We start from the raw sequence: 22444 nt of genomic DNA, 5'->3' as shown, positions 1-22444 counted from the left end.
CCCCCGGACCGCAAGCTGACCGCATGGACCTGGAGTTGCGGCACCTGAAGACCATTCGGGCCATCGCCGAGGAAGGCAGCCTCACCCGGGCCGCCACCGCGCTCGGGCTCGCCCAGCCGGCGCTCAGCGCACAGCTGAAGCGCATCGAGCGCTCACTCGGCGGCCCGCTCTTCGACCGGGGCAGGCACGGAGTGCGCCCGACGGCGCTCGGCGAACTCGTCCTCGACCGCACCCGGGTCCTGCTGCCCGGCGTGCTCGAACTGCAGCAGGACGCCGTGCGGTTCGCGCGCGCGTGGGGCGGTATGCCGCGCTTCCGCCTCGGCGGCACGCACGGCCCGCTGCTCGGCGGGCTCATCGACCGGGTCGCCACCGCGCACCCGGCGACCCCCGTGACCACGTACACCGCCTGGTCGGTGCGGGAGCTGGCCGGCCTGGTCACCGAGGGGCGGCTGGACTTCGCGCTGATCGGCGTCTGCGGCGACAGCCGCCCGCCGCAGACCGACCGGCTCGTCTGGCAGACCGTCGGCACCGACCCCGTCTTCGTCATGCTCGCCGCCGAGCACCCGCTCGCCGCCCGCCGCCAGATCGACCTGCGCGACCTGGCCGGGGAGAGCTGGACCGACGTGCCCGGCGACGGCTGCTTCGGCGACTGCTTCGCCGCGGCCTGTATCCGCGCCGGGTTCACGCCCGCCTCGGTGTACGAGACCGACAGCGCCTCCTGCGTCCATCTGGCCCAGGTGGGGCGGGCGGTGGGCCTCTGCCGCGCGACGTTCCCGCCCACCCCCGGGCTGGCCACCCGGCCGCTGGTGGGGCACCCGCTGAGCTGGCGGCACCTCATCGGCTGGCACCCCCAGTCGCCCGCGGCCGGCACCGCCGCCGCGGTCACCGGCTACGCCCGCGCGGCGCACGCGGAGGCGGCGCGGCGCAGCCGCAGCTACCGCGAGTGGCTCCAGGCCCACCCGGACTTCGGCACCGCCCCCGCCCCGGTCGCCGTCTGAACCGCTCCGCGCGCGCCGCCCCGCGTGGCCGCGGGTCCCGGTCCCACGGGCGCGCCGACCCGTCCGCTTGCCCGCGGGCCCGTTGTCACTCTCCCGCCTGCGGCCGCGTTGCCGGAAGCGGCGGAAGCGACGGCAAGGGCGTGGGCGGTGCGCTCTGCGCCGCTCGCCCTCCGGGCGAAACGACGCGGGATCCGAACACGGGACCGCGGCGGCGGCTTCCGCGCGTTCCATAACGCGGTGGCAAGGGCGGACTGATATCTGCCGACCTGACGTGCCCATGGCTACGGTTTCGCCGTAATCACGAAACCAAGGAGACTTCCATGCTCCACAAACGGGTCATGGGCGCGGCCGGCGCCACCGTCGCCATCGGCGCGCTCGTCCTGGCCGGGCTACAGGGACCGGCCTTCGGGACCGACTCCCCGAGCACGCCCGGCTCCGCCTCGGGGCAGTACTCCCCGGGCCTGCTCAAGGCGATGCAGCGGGATCTCGGCCTCACCGCCACCCAGGCCGAGAGACGCCTGGACAACGAGAGCGAGGCCGGCGCCGTCGCCGGCACGCTGCGGCTGTCGCTGGGCCGCAGCTACGGGGGAGCGTGGGTGTCGGGCAAGACCTCCGCCGACGTCGTGGTGGCGACGACCGACGCCACCGAGGCGAAGAGGATCACCGACGAGGGAGCCCGGGCGAAGGTCGTCGACCACAGCCTCGCCGAGCTCGACGCGGCCAAGGCGGACCTCGACCGGGTGGCCGAGCGCAGGTCTCCCGCCCACGTGCCCGTCTGGTACGTGGACACCTCCGCCAACCGCGTGGTGCTGCACACCGCCAAGCCCGCCGCGGCCGAGCGGTTCGCCGCCACCGCCGGGGTCGACGCGAGCCTTGTGAAGGTCGTGCGGTCCGACGAGAAGCCCCGCCCCTACGCGGACATCGTCGGCGGCGACGCCTACTACATCGGCTCCGGCAGCCGCTGTTCCGTCGGCTTCTCGGTGACCCGCGGCAGCCAGGAGGGCTTCGTCACCGCCGGCCACTGCGGCCGTACGGGCCAGACCACCACCGGCGTCAACCGGCAGGCCCAGGGCAGCTTCCAGGGCTCGACCTTCCCCGGCCGCGACTACGCCTGGGTCGGCGTCAACAGCCAGTGGAACGCCACCCCGACGGTCAACGGCTACGGCACCGGCACCAAGCAGGTCGAAGGCTCCACCGTGGCCATCGAGGACGCGTCGGTGTGCCGCTCCGGCTCCACGACAGGCTGGCACTGCGGCAGGATCCAGCAGCGGAACACCAGCGTCACCTACCCGCAGGGCACCGTCAGCCCGGTGACCCGGACCAGCGTGTGCGCCGAACCCGGCGACTCCGGCGGCTCGTTCATCTCCGGCACCCAGGCCCAGGGGATGACCTCCGGCGGCTCCGGCAACTGCTCCAGCGGCGGCACCACGTACTTCCAGCCCGTGAACGCCGCCCTCCAGGCCTACGGGCTCACCCTGACCACCACCGGCGACGGCGGGCCGACCGACCCGCCCACCGACCCGCCCGGCGGCACCTGGGCCAGTGGCACCGTCTATCAGGTGGGCGACACCGTCACCTACGGCGGGACCACCTACCGGTGCCTCCAGGGCCATCAGGCCCTGCCGGGCTGGGAGCCGCCGAACGTGCCGGCGCTGTGGCAGGCCGTCTGACAGAGGGCGTGACGGCACCACCGCGGCACCGCACGAACCGGCCGGCGAGGGGATGAAGACGCCGCGGCGGCAATGCGGCCGGAGGGCCCCTGGGGGTGTGCCCTCCGGCCGTGCCGCGCCGCGGCCCGGCACGGCCGGCGGCACCCGTGCGAACACCGTTGCCCGGCCGGGGCGTTGAACTCCCGGCCGGGCTTCGGGGGCCGCCGGGTGCGCCGCCGGGCGAGGCTCTACGATGGCCGCCGACCGGGGGACACCGGCGACCGAGGATCCGGGGGGATACCGCGTGGCTGACGAGTACGGGCAGAACGGGCAAGCGGGCGGCGGTTTCGGACCGCCGCCGCCGAACGGGCCCGGGGTGCCGCCCGGCACCCCCGCGCCGCCCCCCGGCCCACCGCCGGCGGCACCCCCGCCCGCCGCGTTCCCGCCCGAGGCACCGCCGCCGGGGATGCCGCAGCCGCCGCCGGCCGGCGGATACGTACCGCAGCAGCCGCCCATGGGCGCGCCCGTGCCGCCTGGCCAGGGCGCCGGCCCGCACCCGCGGTACCCCGCGCCGCCCCCGCCCCGCTCCGGCGGCGGCGCCAAGGCCGTCGGCATCGTGCTCTCCGTGCTGCTCGTCGTCGCCGTCCTCGGCGGCGGCGCCGCGGTCGTCCTCCTCTCCGGCGACGACGACGGCGGGAGCAGCAGCACGGCAGGGGACGAACTGCCGTCGAACGCGCTGGAGCAGCTGTGGTCGACGCCGCTGGAGGGCACCCACATCGCCAGCGGCGACTCCGCCAGCCTGCCGGGCCTGTGGCCGGTCGGCGGGCACATCGTCCACGGCGACGAGGCCGGCGGGCTGCGCGCGTACGACGCCCGGTCCGGCGACGAGAAGTGGCGGACGAAGAAGCCGAAGCACGCCGGCGAGCTGTGCGCCATGAGCCGCACCACCAGCCCCGGCGGCATCGGCGCCGTCGCCTTCGACGCCGGCGGCGACGACTGCGCCTACCTCGCGGCGGTCGAGGTCGACACCGGCACGCTGCTGTGGGACCAGAACCTCGCCGGCGACGTCGGCAACTCCAACCCCGTGCTCACCGTCAACGACGAGACGATCAGCACCAACATCGGCATGTACGTCAACAACTGGACCGCCAAGGGCGGCGCCCCCGGGATGGACTTCACCTCCCGCGGCCAGGACTGCGACTCGACGCTCGTGCTCGGCGACGACTACGCCGTCGGCAGCAGCGAGTGCACGGACGTCTCCCCGCGCCACCAGCTCAGCGTGCTCGACACCCGCGGCGGCACCGACCCGTGGCGCTTCCCCGGCGTCGAGCTGCGGGCCCAGCGCGTCCTGGGCGAGAACCCGCTGACCGTGCTCCTCCAGGACGACGAGGAGAACGAGTTCGTGCAGTCCTTCTCCGACGACGGCAAGCAGGGCAAGCGCATCGCGCTCACCGGGGAACTCCGCAAGCTCCAGTTCGAGGCGGACTACACCTTCGTCACCGAGGACGGGGTGCTCGTCACCGAGTACGGGGACAACGTCCACTTCGCCGCCGTGGACCTCAAGTCCGGCGAACTGCTGTGGAAGACGCCGAAGCGGCCCTCCCTCAAGGTGATCGGCTACGACCCCACCGACGGCCGGCTGATGGCCGTCGCCCAGTCCGACGACGGCCTTTACCTGGAGCTGACGGAGTACGCCGTGCGCAGCGGCGACACCGAGGTCATCGGCGCGCTGGCGGTCGAGGGCCAGTCGATGGGCTCGCCGTCCACGGCGACCTGGGCCTGGGACGGCAGCACCGTCTACATGGCCGCCTCCGACGACCGGGGCCGGGCGGTGCTGCGCGCGTTCCGCGGCACCGCCTGACCCGGCCGCCGCCCCCGGCCCGCCGCGGCTACGGCGCGCCCGCCGTCACCTCCGCCGCGGAGGCGTAGTCCCCGCCGCTCGCCCGGTGCGCCTCCAGGCGTACGTAGCGGGCGTCGGCCGCCGCGAAGGAGGCGGTCTTCAGCCGCGCGTCCCGCGCCCAGGTCCCGGCCGCCACCTCGGTGAAGTCCCTGCCGTCGGCGGAGACGTACACCGTGTAGTCGAGGATCGTGCCGTTGAGGTTGCCGTCGACGCGCGGCTGGTACGTCACCCCGCTCACCGGCCGCACCTCGCCGAGGTTCAGCGTGAGCGACTGCGGCAGCGGCGTGACCGGGACGTACTCCGAGTGCCAGAAGGTGTTCGGGTCGCCGTCCGCCGCGCGCTCCGGCTCGAAGCCGGAGTGCCAGCTGGTCGCGTACACCCGCGGCTCCGTGCACTCCGGGGTGACCGTGACCGGCACGGTGAACGCCTCGCCGCCGACCCGGACCCGCACCGGGTACTCGCCGGGCGGGGTGCCGGCCGGGGCGGTGAGCGAGATCCGGGCGGCGCGCGCCTGCTGGGCGGGCACCCGCAGCGTCGCCGCGGCCGGCGAGACCGACAGCGGCGCGTCGGCCGCGGCGGTGACCTCGCGGGTCAGGGGCTCCGCGGTGTAGTTCGCGACGCGGGCGACCGCGTCGCCGACCCGCTCGCCCAGCTCGCAGCGCGACATCTCGGCCCGGCCGGGGACCACGGCGGCCGCGGCCGGCGGCGGGGCGCCGAGCACGGCGAAGGAGAAGGGCTGGTCGGCGTAGTACGTGTCGCGGCACTCCGCCGGCGCGCCCGCTCCCTCGCCGCGGTCGAACGCCGCCTTGCACGCCGCCGCGTCCGGCAGCGCCCGCCGGTAGGCGGCGTCGGTGAAGCCGTCGCGCACGTCGCCGCGGGCGAAGAGGTAGTTGCGGTACGCCGCCCAGGGCTCGGCCCCGCGCTCGTAGGCCGTGTCGCGGTACGCCCGCCCGTCGGTCAGGGCGTCCCAGAACAGGGCGGGCGCGCACCCGATGGCCAGGTACGCCACCGGCTCCGCGCAGCGGCCGCCGCGGAAGTCGCCGCCCAGCACCTCGGCCTGCGGCGTGCCGTCCTTCGGCGGGTGGCGCTCGGCGAGGAAGCCGGCCAGCGCCTCGGCGGCCGGCGCCGGGCTGCCGGCGACGTGCGCGCTGACCAGCGGCGCGCGCAGCGCGGGGCGGTCGCGGGTCTGCACGACGGCGTACGCCTGGTCCTCGCTCTGCACCCGGTGGAAGCCGGGGGTGCCGACGGTCCGTACGGTGTCGGCGTTGACCACGATCGCCGACTCCCGCACCGCGCCGTCCGGCAGGTACGGGCTGTCGCCGGGCGCGACGGCGACGCGGTAGCGCTGCCCGGTCGCCCGGCCGAGCCGCTCGGCGACGTGCCGGGCGCCGGGGCCGAGCACCTCGGTGAGCAGCAGGGCGTCCGGCGGGGCGGGGGCGGCGGCGGTGAGCCGGTCGACGAAGTTGTCGAGGTCGGCGGTCTCGGCGGCGTCCGCGGGACGTACCGCCTCCTGGAGGTTGGCCTGGACGACCAGCAGCTCACCGCCCGCCGCCGCGCGGGCCGCGGCGCCCGCCGGGGCGGCCGGGGCGGTCAGCGGGGACAGGGCGGCGAACGCGGCCAGCGCGGCCACGGCGGCGCCGGCCCTTCTGCGTATCCCGGGCATGCTCACGCCTCCTGGAGGTCGGGCCGGCCGGACTCCACGACGAACGAGCGGCGGGTGCTCACCGACCCGTCCGGCACGGAGACCCGGTCCACGACGAGGTAGTCGGCGCGCCACTCGTCCGGGGTGACGGTGCAGCGCACGTAGCCGCGCTGGCCGTTGTAGAACGCCAGGTGCGGGTTGGCGGCCAGCCACTCCTCGGCCTGGGGGCCGGTGTCGGCGCCGTTGCCGCCGGAGCTGACCGAGGTGGTGACGAACTCCGGGGCCACGGCGGGGGAGGAGGGGTCGGCGAAGTCCCGTCTGACGGTGCCGGCCATGTTGACGTGCATGTCGCCGGTGAGGACGACGGGGTTGGCGACGCGGCGCTCCGCGATGCCGTCGAGGAGGCGGGCGCGGCCGGCGGTGTAGCCGTCCCAGGCGTCGGCGTTGAGCTGCTGAAGGCCGGGGTCGGTGAGCCGGTCGAGCTGCATCATCAGCACCTGCTGGGCCAGGACGTTCCAGGTGGCGCCGGAGTCCGCGAGGCGGTCGAGCAGCCAGCGCTCCTGCGCGGCGCCGAGCATGGAGCGGGCCGGGTCGTCCCGGCGGGAGATGTCCATCGGGTCGCGGAACTGGCGGGCGTCGAGCACGTGGAAGCGGGCGAGCCGGCCGTAGTCGAGGGTGCGGTGCAGCCGCATGTCGGGGCCCCGCGGCAGGGACGAGGCGCGCAGCGGGAGGTGCTCGTAGTACGCCCGGAAGGCGGCGGCGCGGCGGCGGAGCAGGTCCTCGGGGGAGGCGCCGCTGAAGGACGTCTCGTCGGCCCAGTTGTCCTCGACGTCGTGGTCGTCGACGGTGACTGTCCACGGCGCGGCGGCGTGCGCGGCCCGCAGGTCGGGGTCGGTGCGGTAGAGCGCGTAGCGCAGCCGGTACTGGTCGAGGGTGAGGGTCTCGGCGTTGTGCGCGGCGGACAGGTCGGTGCCCCGGGGGCCGCTGGTGCGGCCGACCGGGTACTCGTAGATGTAGTCCCCGAGGTGCGCGACGAGGTCGAGGTCCTGCCCGGCGAGGTGGCGGTAGGCGGTGTAGAACCCGTCCGACCAGCTCTGGCAGGTGGCGAACGCCAGCGTCATGGGGGTCAGCGAACCGGCCGGCGGCGCGGTCTTCGTACGGCCCACGGCGCTCAGCTCGCGGCCCGCCCGGAACCGGTACCAGTACTCCCGGCCGGGGCGCAGCCCGGTCACCTCGACGTGCACGGAGTGCGCGAAGTCCCGCTTCGCGGCGGCCGTGCCGCGGCGTACCACCCGGCGCATCCCGGGGTCCTCCGCGACCTCCCAGCGCACCGCCACGTCCCGCGGCGGCATCCCGCCGAGGCCGTCCTCGGACAGCGGCTCCGGCGCCAGCCGGGTCCACAGCACGACGCCGTGCGGCAGCGGCTCGCCGGAGGCGACGCCGAGGGAGAAGGGGTTGTCGGGGAACCGCGGCGCGGCGGCCGCGGGCGCCGGCGCGAACTGCGCGACGGCGGCCATACCGGCGAGGCCGCCGGTGAGCCGGAGCACGTGGCGTCTGCTGGGACGGGTGGGACGCACGGGTCTGTGCGGCGGAGAAGTGGAAGGCATTCGTGCAGTGTTGGGGCGCTCTGGATCAAGGTCAAGACCCGGCCGGCGAACGGGCGTTGAACCCCCGGTGGGTACGGGCGGGCAGCCCGGGGCCCCGGAGGGCGTCCCGGCTCGGGCCGGCCGGGACGCCCCCCGGGGCGGGGAGGGATGGCTCTTCTCCGGTCAGTGCTCGTGGTCCCCGGCGACGTTCTCGGGCGGGTTCGCCCCCGGGTGCCACTCGGGCGCGGCCCGGCCGTTGAGGTCCCAGACGACCTCGCCGGCCCGCACGGTGGTCTCGGCGACCAGCTTCCGGTTGCCGTCGATCCGCCAGCCGAAGCTGTCGACGAAGCCGAACTTCCCGCGCTCCAGCGTGAACACCGCGATGTCCGCGGGCGCGCCGACCGACAGGTTGCCCAGCTCCGGGTGCTGGATGGTCTGGGCCGGCTTCCAGGTGGACGCCTCGACGACGTCCTTGAGCGGCATGCCGAGCGTCAGGAACTTCGACATGACGTTGGACATGTCCTTCATGCCGCTGTTCATGCTGGAGATGTGCAGGTCGGTGGAGATGACGTCGGGCGCGAAGCCCTCCTCCATCCCCGGCACCGCCACGTCCCACGAGAAGCTGCCGCCGCCGTGGCCGACCTCGAAGATCACGCCGCGGTCGCGGCCCTGCCGCATGGCCGGGTTGAGCTTGCCGTCCGCGCCCAGCTCGCCGCGGAGCCCGGAGTACATGTGCGAGTAGATGTCGCCCGGGCGCAGCTTTTCGGTGAGCAGCTGCGACAGCGGGCGCGCCTCGCTGTCCGCGCCGAAGTCGATCATGGCCGGGATGCCGGCCTCCTCGCCGGCCTGGACGGAGCGCTCGACCGGGGCCCACTCGGGGCCGTTGTAGTGCGCCGTCTTGATGCCGACGATGGTCTCCGGGTACTTCTTCGCCACCTCGGCCGCGACGTCGGCCTTCATGTCCTTAAGGTCCTGCTCGTACGGGTGGCCGGCCATCCCCTTGCCGACGATGTTCAGGAACGCCAGCACCCGCGTCCTGGACTTGTCGATGACCTCTTCCTTGAACTGCGCGAAGTTGCTTGCGCCCGACGAGCCGGTGTCGACGGCCGTCGTCACGCCCGCGCGGAGCGTGAAGCCGTCGGGCGCCACGCCGTTCCAGCCGTTGGCGTAGTCCTGCTTCGGCCCCGGGAACAGGTGCGCGTGCATGTCGATCAGGCCGGGCGTGACGTAGTCGCCGCGCGCGTCGACGGTCTTCTCCGCGCCGGAGGCGTCGATGTGCCGCGCCACCTTGGCGATCTTTCCGTCCCTGACGGCGACGTCGCGGACGCCGTCGATGTCGTTCTTCGGGTCGATGACGTGGCCCCGCCGGATGACGAGGTCGTACGCGGCGCCCTTGTCGTCCTTCCCCTCGGCCCGGGCGTCCGCGGGCGCCGTGGCGCCGACGGTCGAGGCGCCCAGGACGAGGGTCAGCGCCGCGGGAAGTACCGTCCAGGAAACTCGCGATCTCACGTGCATACCGGCTCGATTCCCCATCTCTGTGTCACGTGGTGTGGCGCGTTCGGTGCGGATCGGCGGGCGCGTCAGCGGACGGCGATGCAGTCGATCTCGACCAGGGAGTCGCCGGGGATGCCGGCGGCGGCGGCGATGGTGGTGCGGACGCCGGGCTCATCGCCCCAGCGGCCGCGGAAGACCTCGTTCATCCCGTCGTAGTCGTCCAGGGTGTTGAGGTAGACGTTGACCTTGAGGACCTTCTCCATGGACGAGCCGACCGACTCCAGGTAGCGCTCGATCTCGCTCAGCACGTGGTCGGTGTGGGCGCGGATGTCGCCCTCGAAGTGCGCCCCGATGCCCGAGATGTAGACCATGTCGCCGTAGGTCACGATCGGGCTGAACAGCGGGTTCTCCGGCGGCTCGCCGCCGCCGGGGTAGTGGACCTCCTTGCGCGGCCGGTGGTGGCCGCGGCCCCGGCCGCCGTCGTCGCTGGCGACGGCCTGGCCGCCGGCGACCACCGGCACGGTGGCGACGGCGGCCACCGGGGCCGCCTTGCGGATGAAGTCCCTGCGGTTGGAGGACATGCGTAACTCCTTGCTGGATGTTCGGTGCATGACACGTGGGGGTGCGGGGCGGCGCGCCGGCCGGCTCCGGCCGGCGCGCGGCCGCCGTCAGGACCGGGTCGCGGTCCAGGAGCCCTTCAGGTACTCGCCCATGTCGAGTTCGCCGCTCATCCCGTCGCCGTCGACCGTGCCGGTGAAGGTGTAGCTCAGCGCGTCGCCGTGCTCCTCGCCGTAGCGGCTGCGCACCGTCACCCGGGTGCCGCTGACGCTGCCGGAGGCCGGGCGGCTGACGAACTCGCCCGCGTGTGTGCCGCTGACCTCCGCGCCGTCCTGGGCCAGCTCCAGCTTGTGCGCGCTCGACGTGCCCGCGGCGTAGGTGATCTCCACGGACCAGGTGCCGGCGACGTCCACGGCCGGCGGCTTCGGCTTCTCCGGCGGGGGCGGCGGGTCCCGCAGCAGCCGGACCAGCTCGTCCGCGATCGTCCGCCAGTCGCCGGGCTCCATCATGTACGGGGTGATGGAGACCCCGGTCTGGTCCTCGTCGGAGCCGGACGTGGCGTTGAGCGCGATGCGCGGCTCGCCCTCCCACATCGCGTCCATGACGGTGGAGCCGGTGACCTCCTTGCGCCCGGCGCTCCACAGGATGCGCAGCGACGGCGTCCGGTTCGACAGCCCCTCGGGCTGCCGGATCTCGGTGGTCACCCCGCTGATCGACGTCACCCGGCGGGAGATCTGCTTGAGCCAGTGCGTCCACTCCGCGTACTCCGCGTCGTGGTCGCGCCGGACCCACATCTCGACGGCCGCGAGCATGCCCATGGCCTCTTCCTTGCCGACCTTGAAGCCGCGCGCGTAGCCGTGGTGCGGGGCGCTGTGCACCCACGCGGCCCGTACGAGGTCCTCGCGGCCCAGGATCAGACCGGCCGACTGCGGACCCCGCATGCACTTGCCGCCGCTGTAGCCGACGAGGTCGGCGCCGCGCTGGACGTGCACGTTGGGGATGGTGAGGATCTCCGCGGCGGCGTCGACCAGCAGCGGAACGCCGGCGGGCTTGGTCACCGACGCGATCGTCTCGGTGTCCAGCTCGCTCTCGTCCACCCGCGGCCCGGCCATGATGTAGACCAGGGCGGTCTGCGGGCCGATGGCGGCCTGGAGCTCCTCCTTCGTCTCGACCTGGATCACCTTGAGGCCCACCGCGCTGATCGCGGCCTCGTACACGTTCCGCGAGTGCCGCGGGATGATCGCCTCGGTCTTCTGGAACCCGGTCAGGTCCGGGATGTTGACGTGCAGGTCGGGGTTGCCGCCCGCGGTGCACGCCGCCGCGGCGTGCGTCAGGCCCGCCGAACAGCCGGCGCTGACCAGCCCGAACTCCGTCTCGGTGAGCTCGCCGATGCGGCGGCCGACGGCGTCGGCGAGTTCGTCGAGCTGGACGTACTGCCGCGCCGCCGCGTCGATCGCGTCGCGTACCTCGGGCAGCATCAGCGAGCCGCTGAGCACGGTGTACGTGCCCCGCGCGTTGATCAGCGGACGGACCCCGATACGGCGGTAGATGTCCTTGGGGCGGCCCTTGCCCCGGTGCGCCGCGGACGGCGTCCCGGACACGGCCGCGGACGCCTCGCCGGCCAGCAGCGGACCCAGGGCGAGTGCTCCCCCGGCCGCCGCGCCTCTTCCGAGCATGGTGCGACGAGAAAGTGCCTCAGCAGGCATACCGGCCCCCTGTCACCTCGTATGTTGTGGTGCCGTAGACGTTAGAAAGATCGTGAGGCGGCGTTAAGGCCCTCTTTCCGATGCCGCTATTCGGAACCCGGATCCTCCCCAGTCAGCCGCGGCTCGCCGGTTCCGCCGCCGGTCGGCGCCGGGCCGCGGAGCTCGCGCACCGGCGCCCGGCCCGGGACGCCGGCCGCCGCGCGGCGCACCCGCGGCCGGATCGCGGACGCCCGCCCCCTTGACGGCCGCATCGGCCGAGAGGACCATACGTAAACGTTTCCAGCGGCTGTAAACCTTTACAGGAACGCCCTGTTGAGGCGCCGCGCACCCGAGGCGAAGGGGCGGTGCGATGTCCACCGGGGGCCCACCCACGATCGTGTCGATCGCCGAGCGCGCCGGGGTCTCCATCGCCTCCGTCTCCCGCGTCCTCAACGGACTCGGCGGCCGGCCCGAGACCGAGGACCGGGTCCGCCGCGCCGCCGCCGAACTCGGGTACGTGCCCAACGCCGTGGCCCGTTCCCTCAAGGGCGGCCACACCCGCCAGCTGACCTTCGCCGTCCCGGACATCGGCAACCCCGTCTACGTCGCCATGGTCCGCGAGATCCAGGCCGTCGCGAAGGCCGCCGGCTACCGCCTGCTGCTGCACTCCACCGGCGCCGACGTCGCCGAGGAGATCGGCGTCGTCCGCAGCCTCGCCGACCGCACCAGCGACGGCCTCGTCCTCGTGCCCATCCGCATCACCCCCGGGCACACCGCGGCGCTGACCGCCGCCCCCGGGCCCGTCGTCGTCATCGGCTCGCTGCCCGACGACGTGCCCGTCGACGCCGTCCAGGCCGACTCCGTCACCGGCGCCGCCCTGGCCGTCCACCACCTCGTCGGCACCGGCCGCCGCCGCATCGCCTTCGTCAACGGCCCCGTGGACACCGTGCCCGGCCGCAACCGCGCCCGCGGCTACCGCGGCGCGCTCGCCGCGTGCGGCATCCCGTACGACCCGGGCCTGGTCGCGGCCACCGACTTCGGCGTCCGCGCCGGCGCCCGCGCCGCCGCCCGGCTGCTCGACGAACGGCCCGGGCTGGACGCCGTGTTCTGCGCCAACGACCAGCTCGCCATCGGCGCCGCCCAGGCCCTGCACGCCCGCGGGTGGCGCATCCCCGAGGACGCCGCCGTCGCCGGCATGGACGACAGCGACCTGGCCGTCGCCGCCTGGCCGCCGCTGACCAGCGTCGACCTCGGCGCCGGCGAACGCGGCCGGCGCGCCGCCCGGATGCTCCTCGAACGGCTCGGGCAGAAGGACGGCGACCCCGTCCCCGCCCGCCGCACGACCGCCACCCCGCGGCTCGTCGTGCGCGGCTCCACCTCCCCGGGCGCCGCGCCCGCGGGCTCCGACGAGCAGGAAGGCGCGAGGTCCGCATGAGCGTTGCCCCCCCACCCCCGAAGGCCGCCGGCCGCGGCACCCCGCCGCCGCGCACGCCACGTGCCCGCAAGAAGGCCCTGGGCCTCGACGGCGGCACCTGGTTCCTGCTGCTGCCCGCGCTCATACCCATCCTGGTGCTGAGCGTCGGCCCGCTGCTGTACGGCGCGTCGCTGGCGTTCACCGACGCGCAGGCCGGCCGCACCGAGCCGACCGAGTTCATCGGCCTGGAGAACTTCGCCGACCTGCGCCACGACACCCTCTTCTGGGACTCGTTCCGCATCGGCCTGGTCTGGGCCTTCTGCGTCACCGCGCTGCAGTTCGTGCTCGCCCTGGGCCTCGCCCTCCTGCTCAACCAGAACCTCCGCTTCCGCTGGTTCGCGCGCACCCTCGCGCTCGTGCCGTGGGCGATGCCCGAGGTCGTGGTCGGCATCATGTGGCGGCTGGTCTACCACCAGGACGCCGGCATCCTGAACGAGACGCTGAGCCGGCTCCACCTCATCGACGACAACGTCGACTGGCTCACCAGCCTCTCCCTCGCCCTGCCCGCCGTCATCGCCGTCGGCGTCTGGGCCGGCCTGCCGCAGACCACGGTGGTGCTGCTCGCCGGGCTGCAGAACGTCCCGTACGAGCTGAAGGAGGCCGCGGCCCTCGACGGCGCCGGCCTCTGGCGCCGCTTCACCACCGTCACCTGGCCCGCGATCAAGCCGGTGGTCATCGCCATCACCGCGCTCAACTTCATCTGGAACTTCAACTCCTTCAGCCTGGTCTTCGTGCTCACCGGGGGCGGCCCGGGCGGCGAGACCAGGCTGCCGATGCTGTTCGCGTACGAAGAGGCCTTCGCCTACGGCCAGTACGGCTACGCCGCCGCCATGGGGCTGGCGATGATCGCGGTCATCGCGGTGTTCCTCACCCTGTTCCTGCGCAAGCGACTGAAGGAGGAGGCGTCCTGATGAGCAGCGTCCCGGGCCTCGCCGCCAAGCGTGCCGCCGGCCGCACCGGGCAGTACCTCGCCCTGCTGGCCTACCTGGTGTTCCTCGCCTTCCCGCTGGTCTGGCTGGTCTCCACGGCCTTCAAGTCGCCGCAGGAGCTGGGGAAGATCGACCCCACCTGGATCCCCCAGGACCCCACCCTGGAGAACTTCCGCGCCGCCTTCGACGCCCAGCCGCTCCTGCGGTCGGCCGGCAACAGCCTGCTCGTGGCCGGCAGCGCGGCGCTCATCGCCGTCGCCCTCGCGGTGCCGGCCGCGTACGCGATGGTGCGCAAGCGCTCCAGGGTCACCACTGCGGCCACCGGCTGGATCCTGGTCAGCCAGATGTTCCCGTTCGTGCTCATCATCATCCCGCTGTTCATGCTGCTGAAAGAAGCGCGGATGATCGACTCGCTGCTCGGGCTCATCCTCGTCTACGTCGTGTGGAACCTGCCCTTCTCGCTCTGGATGCTCCAGGGCTACGTCAAGGCGGTGCCCGTCTCGCTGGAGGAGGCCGCGGCCGTGGACGGCGCCGGCCGGCTGCGCACCGTCGTCAGCGTGGTCCTCCCGCTGCTCACCCCCGGCCTGGTGGCGACGCTGATGTTCTCCTTCGTCACCGCCTGGAACGAGTTCTTCTTCGCCCTCGTGCTGCTCAAGTCCCCGGAGAATCAGACGATGTCGGTCATCCTCACCCAGTTCCTCGGGGCGGAGGGCGTGGTGGACCTCGGCCCGCTCGCCGCGGCCGCCACCCTCGCCACCATCCCCAGCCTGCTGTTCTTCGCGCTCCTCCAGCGCCGGCTGGTCAGCGGGATGCTCGCCGGGGCGGTGAAGGGATGAGGCCCGTACGGCACCTCCGCCGCGCCGCCGCCCGGGCCGGCGCCGCCGCCCTGAGCCTGGCGCTGCTGGCCGGCTGCGGCGGCGACGGCGGCTCCGACGACGGCACCGTGACCCTCGACTACCTGAGCCTCGCCTGGCAGAAGGAGTCCGTCGAGGCCAACAAGCGGCTCGTCGAGAAGTGGAACGAGGCGCACCCGAAGGTCCAGGTCCGCTACGTCCAGGGCATCTGGGACACCGTGCACGACCAGCTCCTCACCTCCTTCGAGGGCGGCGAGGCGCCCGACATCATCCACGACGCCGCCGACGACCTCACCGACTTCGCCTACGGCGGCTACCTCGCCGACCTCACCGGGCTGCTGCCCGGGTCGCTGCGCGCCGACATCCCCGCGCAGTCCTGGCGGACCACCACCATGAACGGCGGCATCTACGGCGTCCCGTTCCTCCAGGAGCCGCGGATGATGTTCGCGAACACCGAGCTGCTCCGCGAGTCGGGGGTGCGGGTGCCGACCCCGGACGACCCCTGGAACTGGGCGGAGTTCGAGCAGGTGGCGCAGGAGCTGACCGCCGACACCGACGGCGACGGCGAGACCGACCGCTACGGCGTCGCCTGGGGCATGAAGGAGCCCGTCAGCCAGTCGGTCAACCTCTCGCTCTCCACCGGCGGCGGCCTGTTCACCCGGGAGGAGACCGACGACGGCCCGAAGAACCGCGTCCGCTACGGCCCCCGCGACTCGGCCGTCGCCGAGACCATCAACCGCCAGGTCAACGAGGACCACACCGCCCCGCGCAGCAGCCTGGGCATGTCCGGCTCCGACACCCTGCCCGGCTTCTTCGCCGGGAGGTACGCGATGGTGCCGCTCAACTTCTCGTACCGCCAGCTGATCACCCAGCAGGCGCCGGACGGCTTCGACTGGTCGGTGCTGCCGATGCCCGCGGGCGACGGCCCGGCCGGCGGGCTCGCGCAGGGCGTCAGCCCGCAGACCCTGTCGGTGGCCGAGGACAGCGACCACCGGCAGGCGGCCGCCGACTTCATCGCCTTCATGACCCGGCCGGAGCACATGGCCGAGCTGGCCGCGGGCGACTGGATGCTGCCGACCGGGAGGCAGGCGCTCAAGGATCCGGCGCTGAACACCGAGAAGTACGGGTGGCGCACGGGCGTGGAGGTGGCCCAAGCGCTCCGCCCCGCGCCGGTGCTCGGGGTGCGGGGATACCGCGAGTGGTCGGACAAGGTCGCCACCCCGGCGTTCCAGCGGTACTTCAACGGCGACACGGACCTGGACGAGCTCCGCGAGTCGCTGGTCGAGGACGGGAACCTCGTCCTCGACCGGTACCAGCGGTGACCGCGGCGGCCGGGGAGAACGCACGCGCACGAACCCGACGAGAACCCGCAGGCGCACGAGGAAAAGAGTACGAACCGCACCATGAGCACCGCACCATGAGCGCCGGAGCCGTCCCCGAACCGCCCGGCAGCCCCGCCCCGCTCCGCCTGCGCCCGGCCGCCCGCCCCGCCGCCCGCGGCGCCCCGACGGCCCGCGACCGGGCCCGCGGCGCCATGCTCGGGCTCGCCGTCGGGGACGCCCTCGGCGCGCCCGTCGAGAACATGAAGCCCTCGCAGATCCGGGAGCGCTGGGGCCGGATCGAGGACTTCGTGTCCGCCGCCCCGGCGGGCACCGACGACACCGAGTACGCGATCTTCTCCGGGCTGCTGCTCGCCGAGCACGGCGCCCGGCTCAGCCTGGCGGACGTGGAGTCCGCGTGGCACGAGCGGATCGCCGACCTCGACGAGGGCCCCTTCCGCGGCGCCGGGTTCAGCGAGCGCGGCACGCTGGAGAACCTGCGCCGCGGCCTCGCCGCGCCGATCACCGCGCAGCACCGGCACGCCTGGAGCGACGGACTCGCCATGCGCGCGGCGCCGTTCGGCGTCTTCGCCGCCGGCCGCCCCGCGGAGGCGGCGCGGCTGGTCGCCGTCGACGGCACCGTCAGCCACGAGGGCGAGGGCATCTACGGCGGCCAGGCCGTCGCCGCCGGCGTGGCCGCCGCGATGGCCGGCGACTCCCCGGACGTCGTCGTCCAGGCCGCCCTGTCCGTCATCCCCGCGGACTCCTGGACCTCCCGCTCGCTTCAGCGCGCGGTCTCCGCCGGCCGCCGGGCGCGCCGCGCCCCCGGCGCCACGCCGCTGAGCGTCGAACGCGCCGTCCGGTCCTCGGTCGTCATCGGCGGCTACCCGTGGTCCGACCTGGCGCCCGAGGCCGTCGGCCTCGCGCTCGGCGCCTTCGCCGCCGCCCGCGGCGACTTCACCGGCTCCGTCCTGACCGCCGTCAACATGGGCCGCGACGCCGACACCACCGCCGCCGTCGCCGGCGCGCTGGCGGGCGCGCTGCGCGGCGAGTCCGCGATCCCCGCCGGCTGGGCCGCGGCCATCCAGCCGGTACGGGGCACCTGTCTGCCGTCCATGGCCGGTCACCACGTGCTGGACATCGCGGACCGGCTCGCGCCGGCGGACGAGGAGGCCGCGTCATGAGTGCACCGACGCCGGGGACGCCCGGAAACCGCACCGTCCCGGAGCCCGGGGCGGCGCGCGACGCGGCGGGCGCCCCGGACGGCGCCGCCGGGGGCGCGGCCCGTACGGGCGCACGCGCCGGTGCTTCCGCGCGCCCCGCCGGGGGCACCGGACAGGAGCGCCGCGCCGTCGCCGCGCCGCGCGCGGAGCCCGTACCGCCGCCCGGGCCCCCGGCCGGACAGCCCGCGGGCCCGCCGCCCGCCGGCCGCGCCGTCGGCGCCGCCAGCCTCGCCGAGCCGGGCGGCGACCTGCGGCGCGTGGAGGGGCTGCTGCTCGGCATCGCCGCCGGCGACGCCGCGGGCTGGCCCGCCGGCCGGCACCGCGCCGCCCGGATGCCCGAGTGGACCCGCCGGCTCACCCGCGAGCTGGACACCTTCGCCGAGCAGAACGCCACCACCACCCTCCCGGTGCCCATCGCGCTCAACCAGCCGCCCGAGCCGCTGCGCCTGGGCCCGTCCGACGACGCGGAGTGGGCCGCCTTCACCGCGTACGCCGTGCTCTCCGCCGGCAGCGGGCTGCACACCGACCTCACCTCCGACCGGCGCGTCCGCTCCGCGCTCACCCTCGCCTGGAACGCGCTCGCCGACGAGGTCGCCGTCGCCGCCGAGCGCGCCGACGAGATCGAGTCGGCGGACATCCCGCTGCGCGCCCGCATCTCCGTACGGGCCGGGCTCGGCAACCTCGCCGCCGGGCTGCGCCCGCCCGCCACCGGCCACGACAACCCGCACTACTTCGACGACGCCGCCTGCGTCCGGGCCGCCGTCCTCGCCGCCGTCCACCCCGGCGACCCGGAACGGGCCGCCGGCCTCGCCGAGTTCGACGCCCGCTACACCCAGGACGGAGACGGCGTGCACGGCGCCCGCGCCACGGCCGCCGCCGTCGCCGCCGCGCTCGGCGGCCGGCCCGTCGACGCCTGCGTGGACGCCGCGCTCGCCCAGCTCCCGCCGGGCACGGAGATCCTGCGCAACGCCGAACGCGCGGTGCAGCTCGGCCGCACCGCCGTCGCCACCCGCCCGGGCCTGCCCGGCAACGCCTTCGCCCTCGTGCCGGTCCTGGAGCACGAGATCGTCGACCACGTCTACAGCTACGGCATCGCCGCCGCCGAGACCGTGCCCGTCGCGCTCGCCGTCGTCACCGCCGCGGCCGGCGCGATCTCCGAGGCCGTCCCCGCCGCCGCCTGCCTCGCGCGCGTCGCCGACTCCGCGCCGGCGCTCGCCGGTGCCCTCACCGGGGCGCTCGGCGGCGCCGCCGGACTCCCCGCCACCTGGCGGGACGCCTGCCGGATCCTCTCCGGCTGCGCCCTGCCCCAGCTCGCCGGCGCCGACCTCGTCGACCTCGCCCGGCAGCTGGCCGACAAGCACGCCCGCACCCCCGCGGAAGGACCCCTCGCCCCATGACCCCCACGCCCGCTTCCGCCACCCCCGGTTCCGGCCCCTCCGCCGCCCCGCCCGCCGGGCCGGGCCTGGCCGACCGCACCGCCGGCTGCCTCGTCGGCGCCGCCGTCGGCGACGCCCTGGGCGGCCCCGTCGAGGGCTGGACGCCCGACGCCATCGCCGAGCGCTACGGCGGCCGGGTACGCGGCATCGTCGAGCCGTTCCACGGCGACCGCTGGCGCACCGCCCGGCCCATCGCCCCGTACCACAAGGGCGACGGGCACGTCACCGACGACACCCTCATGACCCACGCCCTGGTGCGGGTCTACGACAAGGTCCGCGACCACCTCGACGCGTACGCCGTCGCCGACCACCTGGTCCCCGACCTCATGGGCACGCCGCGCTGGATCCCCGAGCTGGAGGCCGAGGCGCTGCCGCTGCAACGGATCTTCCTCGCCGAGAAGTGGATCGTCGCCCGGCTGCACTACGGCCACGCCGACCCCCGCGAGGCGGGCGTCGGCAACATCGTCAACTGCGGCGCCGCGATGTACATGGCACCCGTCGGCGCCGTCAACGCCGGCAACCCCGCGGCGGCCTACGCCGAGGCGCTGGACGTCGCCGGCGCGCACCAGTCGTCGTACGGGCGCGAGGCCGCCGGCGTCTTCGCCGCCTGCGTGGCGGCGGCCTTCGCCCCGGGCGCGACGCCGGAGTCGGTGGTCGAGACGGCGCTCGCGCTGGCCAAGGACGGCACCCGCGCGGCCGTCGAGGCCGTCTGCGACGCCGCCGCCGGCCTCGACGACTTCGAGAAGGCGCTGGCCCCGCTGCGCGCCGCGGTCGAGCCGTACGACACGGTCGGCCCCGACTACCGCAACCCCTCCCTCGGCGCCCGGCGGCCGTCCCGGCTGCACGCCATAGAGGAGCTGCCGGTGGCGCTCGGCATGCTGCTCGTCGGCCGCGGCGACTACCGGCGGACGGTCCTCGGGGCCGTCAACTACGGCCGCGACTGCGACTCGATCGCCACCATGGGCGGCGCTCTCGCCGGCGCCCTGGGCGGCGCCGCGGCGGTGCCGGGGGAGTGGGCCGGGGAGGTCGCCCGCGCCAGCCGGCTGGACCTGCTCGCGCCCGCCGCCACGCTCACCGAGGTCGCCCGCGAGGTGTTCGTACGGGACGTGGCGCGCCGCCGCGCCCACGAGGCCGCCTTCGGCGCGATTGCGGAGGGGGCATGACGGGCGGCGCGCGGGACGGCTTTGCGGAGCCCCGGCGGCCCACCGGGACCGATGCGGGTCCGGACGGCCCGGGTGGCCGGGACGCCCGCGGCTGGTCCGCCCCGGGGGCCGCGCACGGGGCGCCGCTCCGGCTGACCTGGGTGCAGCCGGAGGACCTCGTCGGCCACGAGCTGCGCCAGGCCGCCGAGGACGGCCGCGCCGCGGGGCCGCTGCGCCGCCGCTGGCTGGGCGCCGGCGGGCCGCCGGCGCCGGAGCGCGCGGGTGCCTCGCCGGGCCCGCCGAAGCCGCGGCTGCGGGCGCTGGCGGTGGAGCTGCTGGACGAACTGGCCGCAATGGAGACGCCGCTGGCCGCGGTCGAGCCGACGGACCTGGCGGAGATCAGGGCGGCCTGCCCGCGGCTGCCCGCGCCCGCCTCGGACGGCGGCTCCCGCGCCGCGCTGCGCGACCGGCTGCACGCCGCGTGGCTCGGGCGGGCCGCCGGATGCGTCCTGGGCAAGCCCGTCGAGAAGGTGACGCTTCAGGGCATCCGGGCCATCGCCCGCGCCACCGGCAACTGGCCCGTGCACACCTGGTTCACCGCCGCCGGACTCGACCCCGCGACCGCCGCCGCGCACCCCTGGAACAGCCGCAGCGCCACCACCTCCCTGGCCGAGACCCTCGACGGCACCCCCGAGGACGACGACCTCAACTACCCCCTGATCGGCCTGCTCCTCCTCGACCGCCACGGCCACGGCTTCACCACCGCCGACGTCGCCCGGCTCTGGCTGGACGAGCTGCCGGCGGGCCGTACGTTCACCGCCGAGCGGGTCGCGTACCGCAACCTGCTCGACGGCGTCGAACCGCCGCACACCGGCGCCTACCGCAACCCGTTCCGGGAGTGGATCGGCGCCCAGATCCGCGCCGACGTGCACGGCTGGACCCACCCCGGCGACCCGGCCGCCGCCGCCGCGGCCGCGCACACCGACGCCGTGCTCACCCACACCGCGAACGGCGTGTACGGCGCCATGTTCGCCGCCGCCGTCATCTCCGCCGCGGCCGGCGGCGCCGCCGACGTGGACGCGGCGCTGCGCGCCGGCCTCGCCGTCGTGCCGCCGCGCTCCCGGCTGGCCCGCGCCGTGCGGCACGGCATCGAGCTGGCCCGCACCGAACCCGCCGGCACGCCGGAGGGCTTCGCGGCCGTCGTCGACGAGCTGCACGCCGTCCACGAGGGCCGCCACTGGGTGCACGTCGTGCCCAACGCCGCGCTGCTCGCCGCCGCGCTCACGCACGCGCGCGGCGACTTCACCGGATCCGTCTGCCGCGTCGTCTCCGGCGGCTGGGACACCGACTCCAACGGCGCCACCGCCGGGTCCGTCGCCGGGCTGCTGGCCGGGTCGCCGGAGGCGCTGCCGGAGCGGTGGACGGCGCCGCTGCGCAACCGGCTGGCGACCAGCGTCGGCGGCCTGGACGGCATCGGCTTCGACGAACTCGCCGCCCGCACCGCCGCCCACGCGCTGCCCGCCCCCGCCCGCCCGCACGACTCCCGGAGGCCCTCCGCATGACCGCCCCCCGCCCGCCGATCGCCGTGTTCGGCAGCGTCAACATGGACCTCGTGGCGTACGTCGCCACCGCCCCGCGCCGCGGCGAGACCGTCTCCGGCCGCGAGTTCCGCACCGTGCCCGGCGGCAAGGGCGCCAACCAGGCCGTCGCCGCCGCCCGCGCGGGCGGCGCGGTGACGATGATCGGCGCGGTCGGCGACGACGGCTTCGGCGGCGAGCTGCGCGCCGCGCTCGACGGCGCCGGCGTGGACACCGCCGGGCTGCGCACCGCCCCGGGCGCCAGCGGCACTGCGCACATCGTCGTCGACGACGACGGCGGCAACTCCATCGTCGTCGTCCCCGGCGCCAACGCCGCCGTCACCGGGCCGGCCGCCGGCGACGAGGACCGCATCGCCGCCGCCGGCGCGCTCCTGCTGCAACTGGAGCTGCCGCTGGCGGGCGTCACCGCCGCCGCCGAGGCGGCCCGCGGGCACGGCGTACGCACCGTGCTCACCCCCGCCCCCGCCCGCCCGCTGCCCGAACGGCTGCTCGCCGCCACCGACCTGCTCGTCCCCAACGAGCACGAGGCGGCCGCGCTCACCGGCAGATCCGATCCGCACGAGGCCGCGGCGGCGCTGCTGCGGCAGGTGCCGGAGGTCGTGGTCACCCTCGGCGGCGCGGGCAGCCTGTACGCGGCGCGTGGCCGCGCGCCGGTCGCCGTGCCGGCGCACGCGGTCCGGGCCGTCGACACCACGGCCGCGGGCGACACCTTCGTCGGCGCGCTGTGCGTGGCGTACGCCGAGGGCCGGCCGATGCCGGCGGCGATGGCGTGGGCGGCGGCCGCCGCGGCGCTCGCCGTGCAGCGGCCGGGCGCGTCGTCCGCCATGCCGGCGCGCGCGGAGATCGACCGGCTGGCGGCCGCGGGCCCGTGACCCGCGTACCGCCGCGGGCCCCCGCGGGGCCACGGGCGTACGGCCCGCGCACGGCCCCGCGACGCACGACCCGCACCCCCCGCAC

General features: G+C 75.5%; 17 protein-coding genes. 12 read left to right on the top strand and 5 right to left on the bottom strand.

The genetic code is table 11. The features are described from left to right. Window positions 1-23 precede the first annotated feature (23 nt). From ACHZ99_RS05990 to ACHZ99_RS05980, 3 genes are all read left to right on the top strand, one after another. Window positions 24-998 carry a LysR substrate-binding domain-containing protein gene (locus ACHZ99_RS05990; protein ID WP_420303316.1) on the top strand — a complete coding sequence of 325 codons (975 nt, stop codon included), beginning with the start codon at window positions 24-26 and terminating at the stop codon, window positions 996-998. Between the two features lie 320 nt (window positions 999-1318). Next, the gene (locus tag ACHZ99_RS05985; RefSeq protein ID WP_420303315.1) at window positions 1319-2668 is read left to right on the top strand and encodes a carbohydrate-binding protein; all 1350 of its coding nucleotides are present in this window, start codon (window positions 1319-1321) and stop codon (window positions 2666-2668) included. Between the two features lie 283 nt (window positions 2669-2951). Continuing rightward, a complete protein-coding gene (locus ACHZ99_RS05980; RefSeq protein WP_420303314.1) occupies window positions 2952-4508 on the top strand; it encodes a PQQ-binding-like beta-propeller repeat protein in 1557 nt (518 codons plus the stop codon). Window positions 4509-4536: 28 nt separating this feature from the next. On the opposite strand, the gene ACHZ99_RS05975 is transcribed toward ACHZ99_RS05980, so the two are convergent. The 5 genes from ACHZ99_RS05975 to ACHZ99_RS05955 form a co-directional block, all read right to left on the bottom strand. Further along, window positions 4537-6210 (bottom strand): discoidin domain-containing protein, encoded by a 1674-nt coding sequence (locus ACHZ99_RS05975; RefSeq protein WP_420303313.1) that lies wholly within the window; start codon window positions 6208-6210, stop codon window positions 4537-4539. A gap of 2 nt (window positions 6211-6212) precedes the next feature. Further along, window positions 6213-7736, bottom strand: coding sequence for an alkaline phosphatase D family protein (locus ACHZ99_RS05970; protein ID WP_420303312.1), 1524 nt, complete (start codon window positions 7734-7736; stop codon window positions 6213-6215). Window positions 7737-7958: 222 nt separating this feature from the next. Beyond that, the gene (locus ACHZ99_RS05965; RefSeq protein WP_420303311.1) at window positions 7959-9290 is read right to left on the bottom strand and encodes an amidohydrolase/deacetylase family metallohydrolase; all 1332 of its coding nucleotides are present in this window, start codon (window positions 9288-9290) and stop codon (window positions 7959-7961) included. Between the two features lie 65 nt (window positions 9291-9355). Further along, window positions 9356-9850 carry a RidA family protein gene (locus ACHZ99_RS05960; RefSeq protein WP_420303310.1) on the bottom strand — a complete coding sequence of 165 codons (495 nt, stop codon included), beginning with the start codon at window positions 9848-9850 and terminating at the stop codon, window positions 9356-9358. 87 nt (window positions 9851-9937) lie between these two features. Then, window positions 9938-11503 (bottom strand): aminotransferase class V-fold PLP-dependent enzyme, encoded by a 1566-nt coding sequence (locus ACHZ99_RS05955; protein ID WP_420303309.1) that lies wholly within the window; start codon window positions 11501-11503, stop codon window positions 9938-9940. A 379-nt stretch (window positions 11504-11882) separates the two neighbouring features. On the opposite strand from ACHZ99_RS05955, the gene ACHZ99_RS05950 reads away from it, so the two are divergent. From ACHZ99_RS05950 to rbsK, 9 genes are all read left to right on the top strand, one after another. Beyond that, on the top strand, window positions 11883-12947 hold the full coding sequence (locus ACHZ99_RS05950; protein ID WP_420303308.1) for a LacI family DNA-binding transcriptional regulator: 1065 nt from the start codon (window positions 11883-11885) through the stop codon (window positions 12945-12947). Next, complete coding sequence (locus tag ACHZ99_RS05945; RefSeq protein WP_420303307.1) at window positions 12944-13897, top strand: carbohydrate ABC transporter permease; 954 nt, start codon at window positions 12944-12946, stop codon at window positions 13895-13897. The genes ACHZ99_RS05950 and ACHZ99_RS05945 overlap by 4 nt, the downstream gene beginning before the upstream one ends. Further along, window positions 13897-14751 carry a carbohydrate ABC transporter permease gene (locus tag ACHZ99_RS05940; protein WP_420303306.1) on the top strand — a complete coding sequence of 285 codons (855 nt, stop codon included), beginning with the start codon at window positions 13897-13899 and terminating at the stop codon, window positions 14749-14751. The genes ACHZ99_RS05945 and ACHZ99_RS05940 overlap by 1 nt, the downstream gene beginning before the upstream one ends. Next, the gene (locus ACHZ99_RS05935) at window positions 14748-16091 is read left to right on the top strand and encodes an ABC transporter substrate-binding protein (protein ID WP_420303305.1); all 1344 of its coding nucleotides are present in this window, start codon (window positions 14748-14750) and stop codon (window positions 16089-16091) included. The genes ACHZ99_RS05940 and ACHZ99_RS05935 overlap by 4 nt, the downstream gene beginning before the upstream one ends. Before the next feature lie 95 nt (window positions 16092-16186). Continuing rightward, window positions 16187-17272: an ADP-ribosylglycohydrolase family protein gene (locus ACHZ99_RS05930; protein WP_420303304.1), complete on the top strand. Its 1086-nt coding sequence runs from the start codon at window positions 16187-16189 to the stop codon at window positions 17270-17272. After that, window positions 17269-18708: an ADP-ribosylglycohydrolase family protein gene (locus tag ACHZ99_RS05925; RefSeq protein WP_420303303.1), complete on the top strand. Its 1440-nt coding sequence runs from the start codon at window positions 17269-17271 to the stop codon at window positions 18706-18708. The genes ACHZ99_RS05930 and ACHZ99_RS05925 overlap by 4 nt, the downstream gene beginning before the upstream one ends. Beyond that, a complete protein-coding gene (locus ACHZ99_RS05920; RefSeq protein ID WP_420303302.1) occupies window positions 18705-19910 on the top strand; it encodes an ADP-ribosylglycohydrolase family protein in 1206 nt (401 codons plus the stop codon). Before ACHZ99_RS05925 ends, ACHZ99_RS05920 begins: the two co-directional genes overlap by 4 nt. Beyond that, window positions 19907-21451, top strand: coding sequence for an ADP-ribosylglycohydrolase family protein (locus tag ACHZ99_RS05915; protein ID WP_420303301.1), 1545 nt, complete (start codon window positions 19907-19909; stop codon window positions 21449-21451). The genes ACHZ99_RS05920 and ACHZ99_RS05915 overlap by 4 nt, the downstream gene beginning before the upstream one ends. After that, a complete protein-coding gene (gene rbsK / locus ACHZ99_RS05910; protein WP_420303300.1) occupies window positions 21448-22359 on the top strand; it encodes a ribokinase in 912 nt (303 codons plus the stop codon). Before ACHZ99_RS05915 ends, rbsK begins: the two co-directional genes overlap by 4 nt. Window positions 22360-22444 lie beyond the last annotated feature (85 nt).

Source organism: Streptomyces sp. MAR4 CNX-425 (genome assembly GCF_048656465.1).
Taxonomy (GTDB): domain Bacteria; phylum Actinomycetota; class Actinomycetes; order Streptomycetales; family Streptomycetaceae; genus Streptomyces.
The sequence above is the reverse complement of the archived record's forward strand: the minus strand, read 5'-3'. Positions and strand labels throughout refer to the sequence as shown.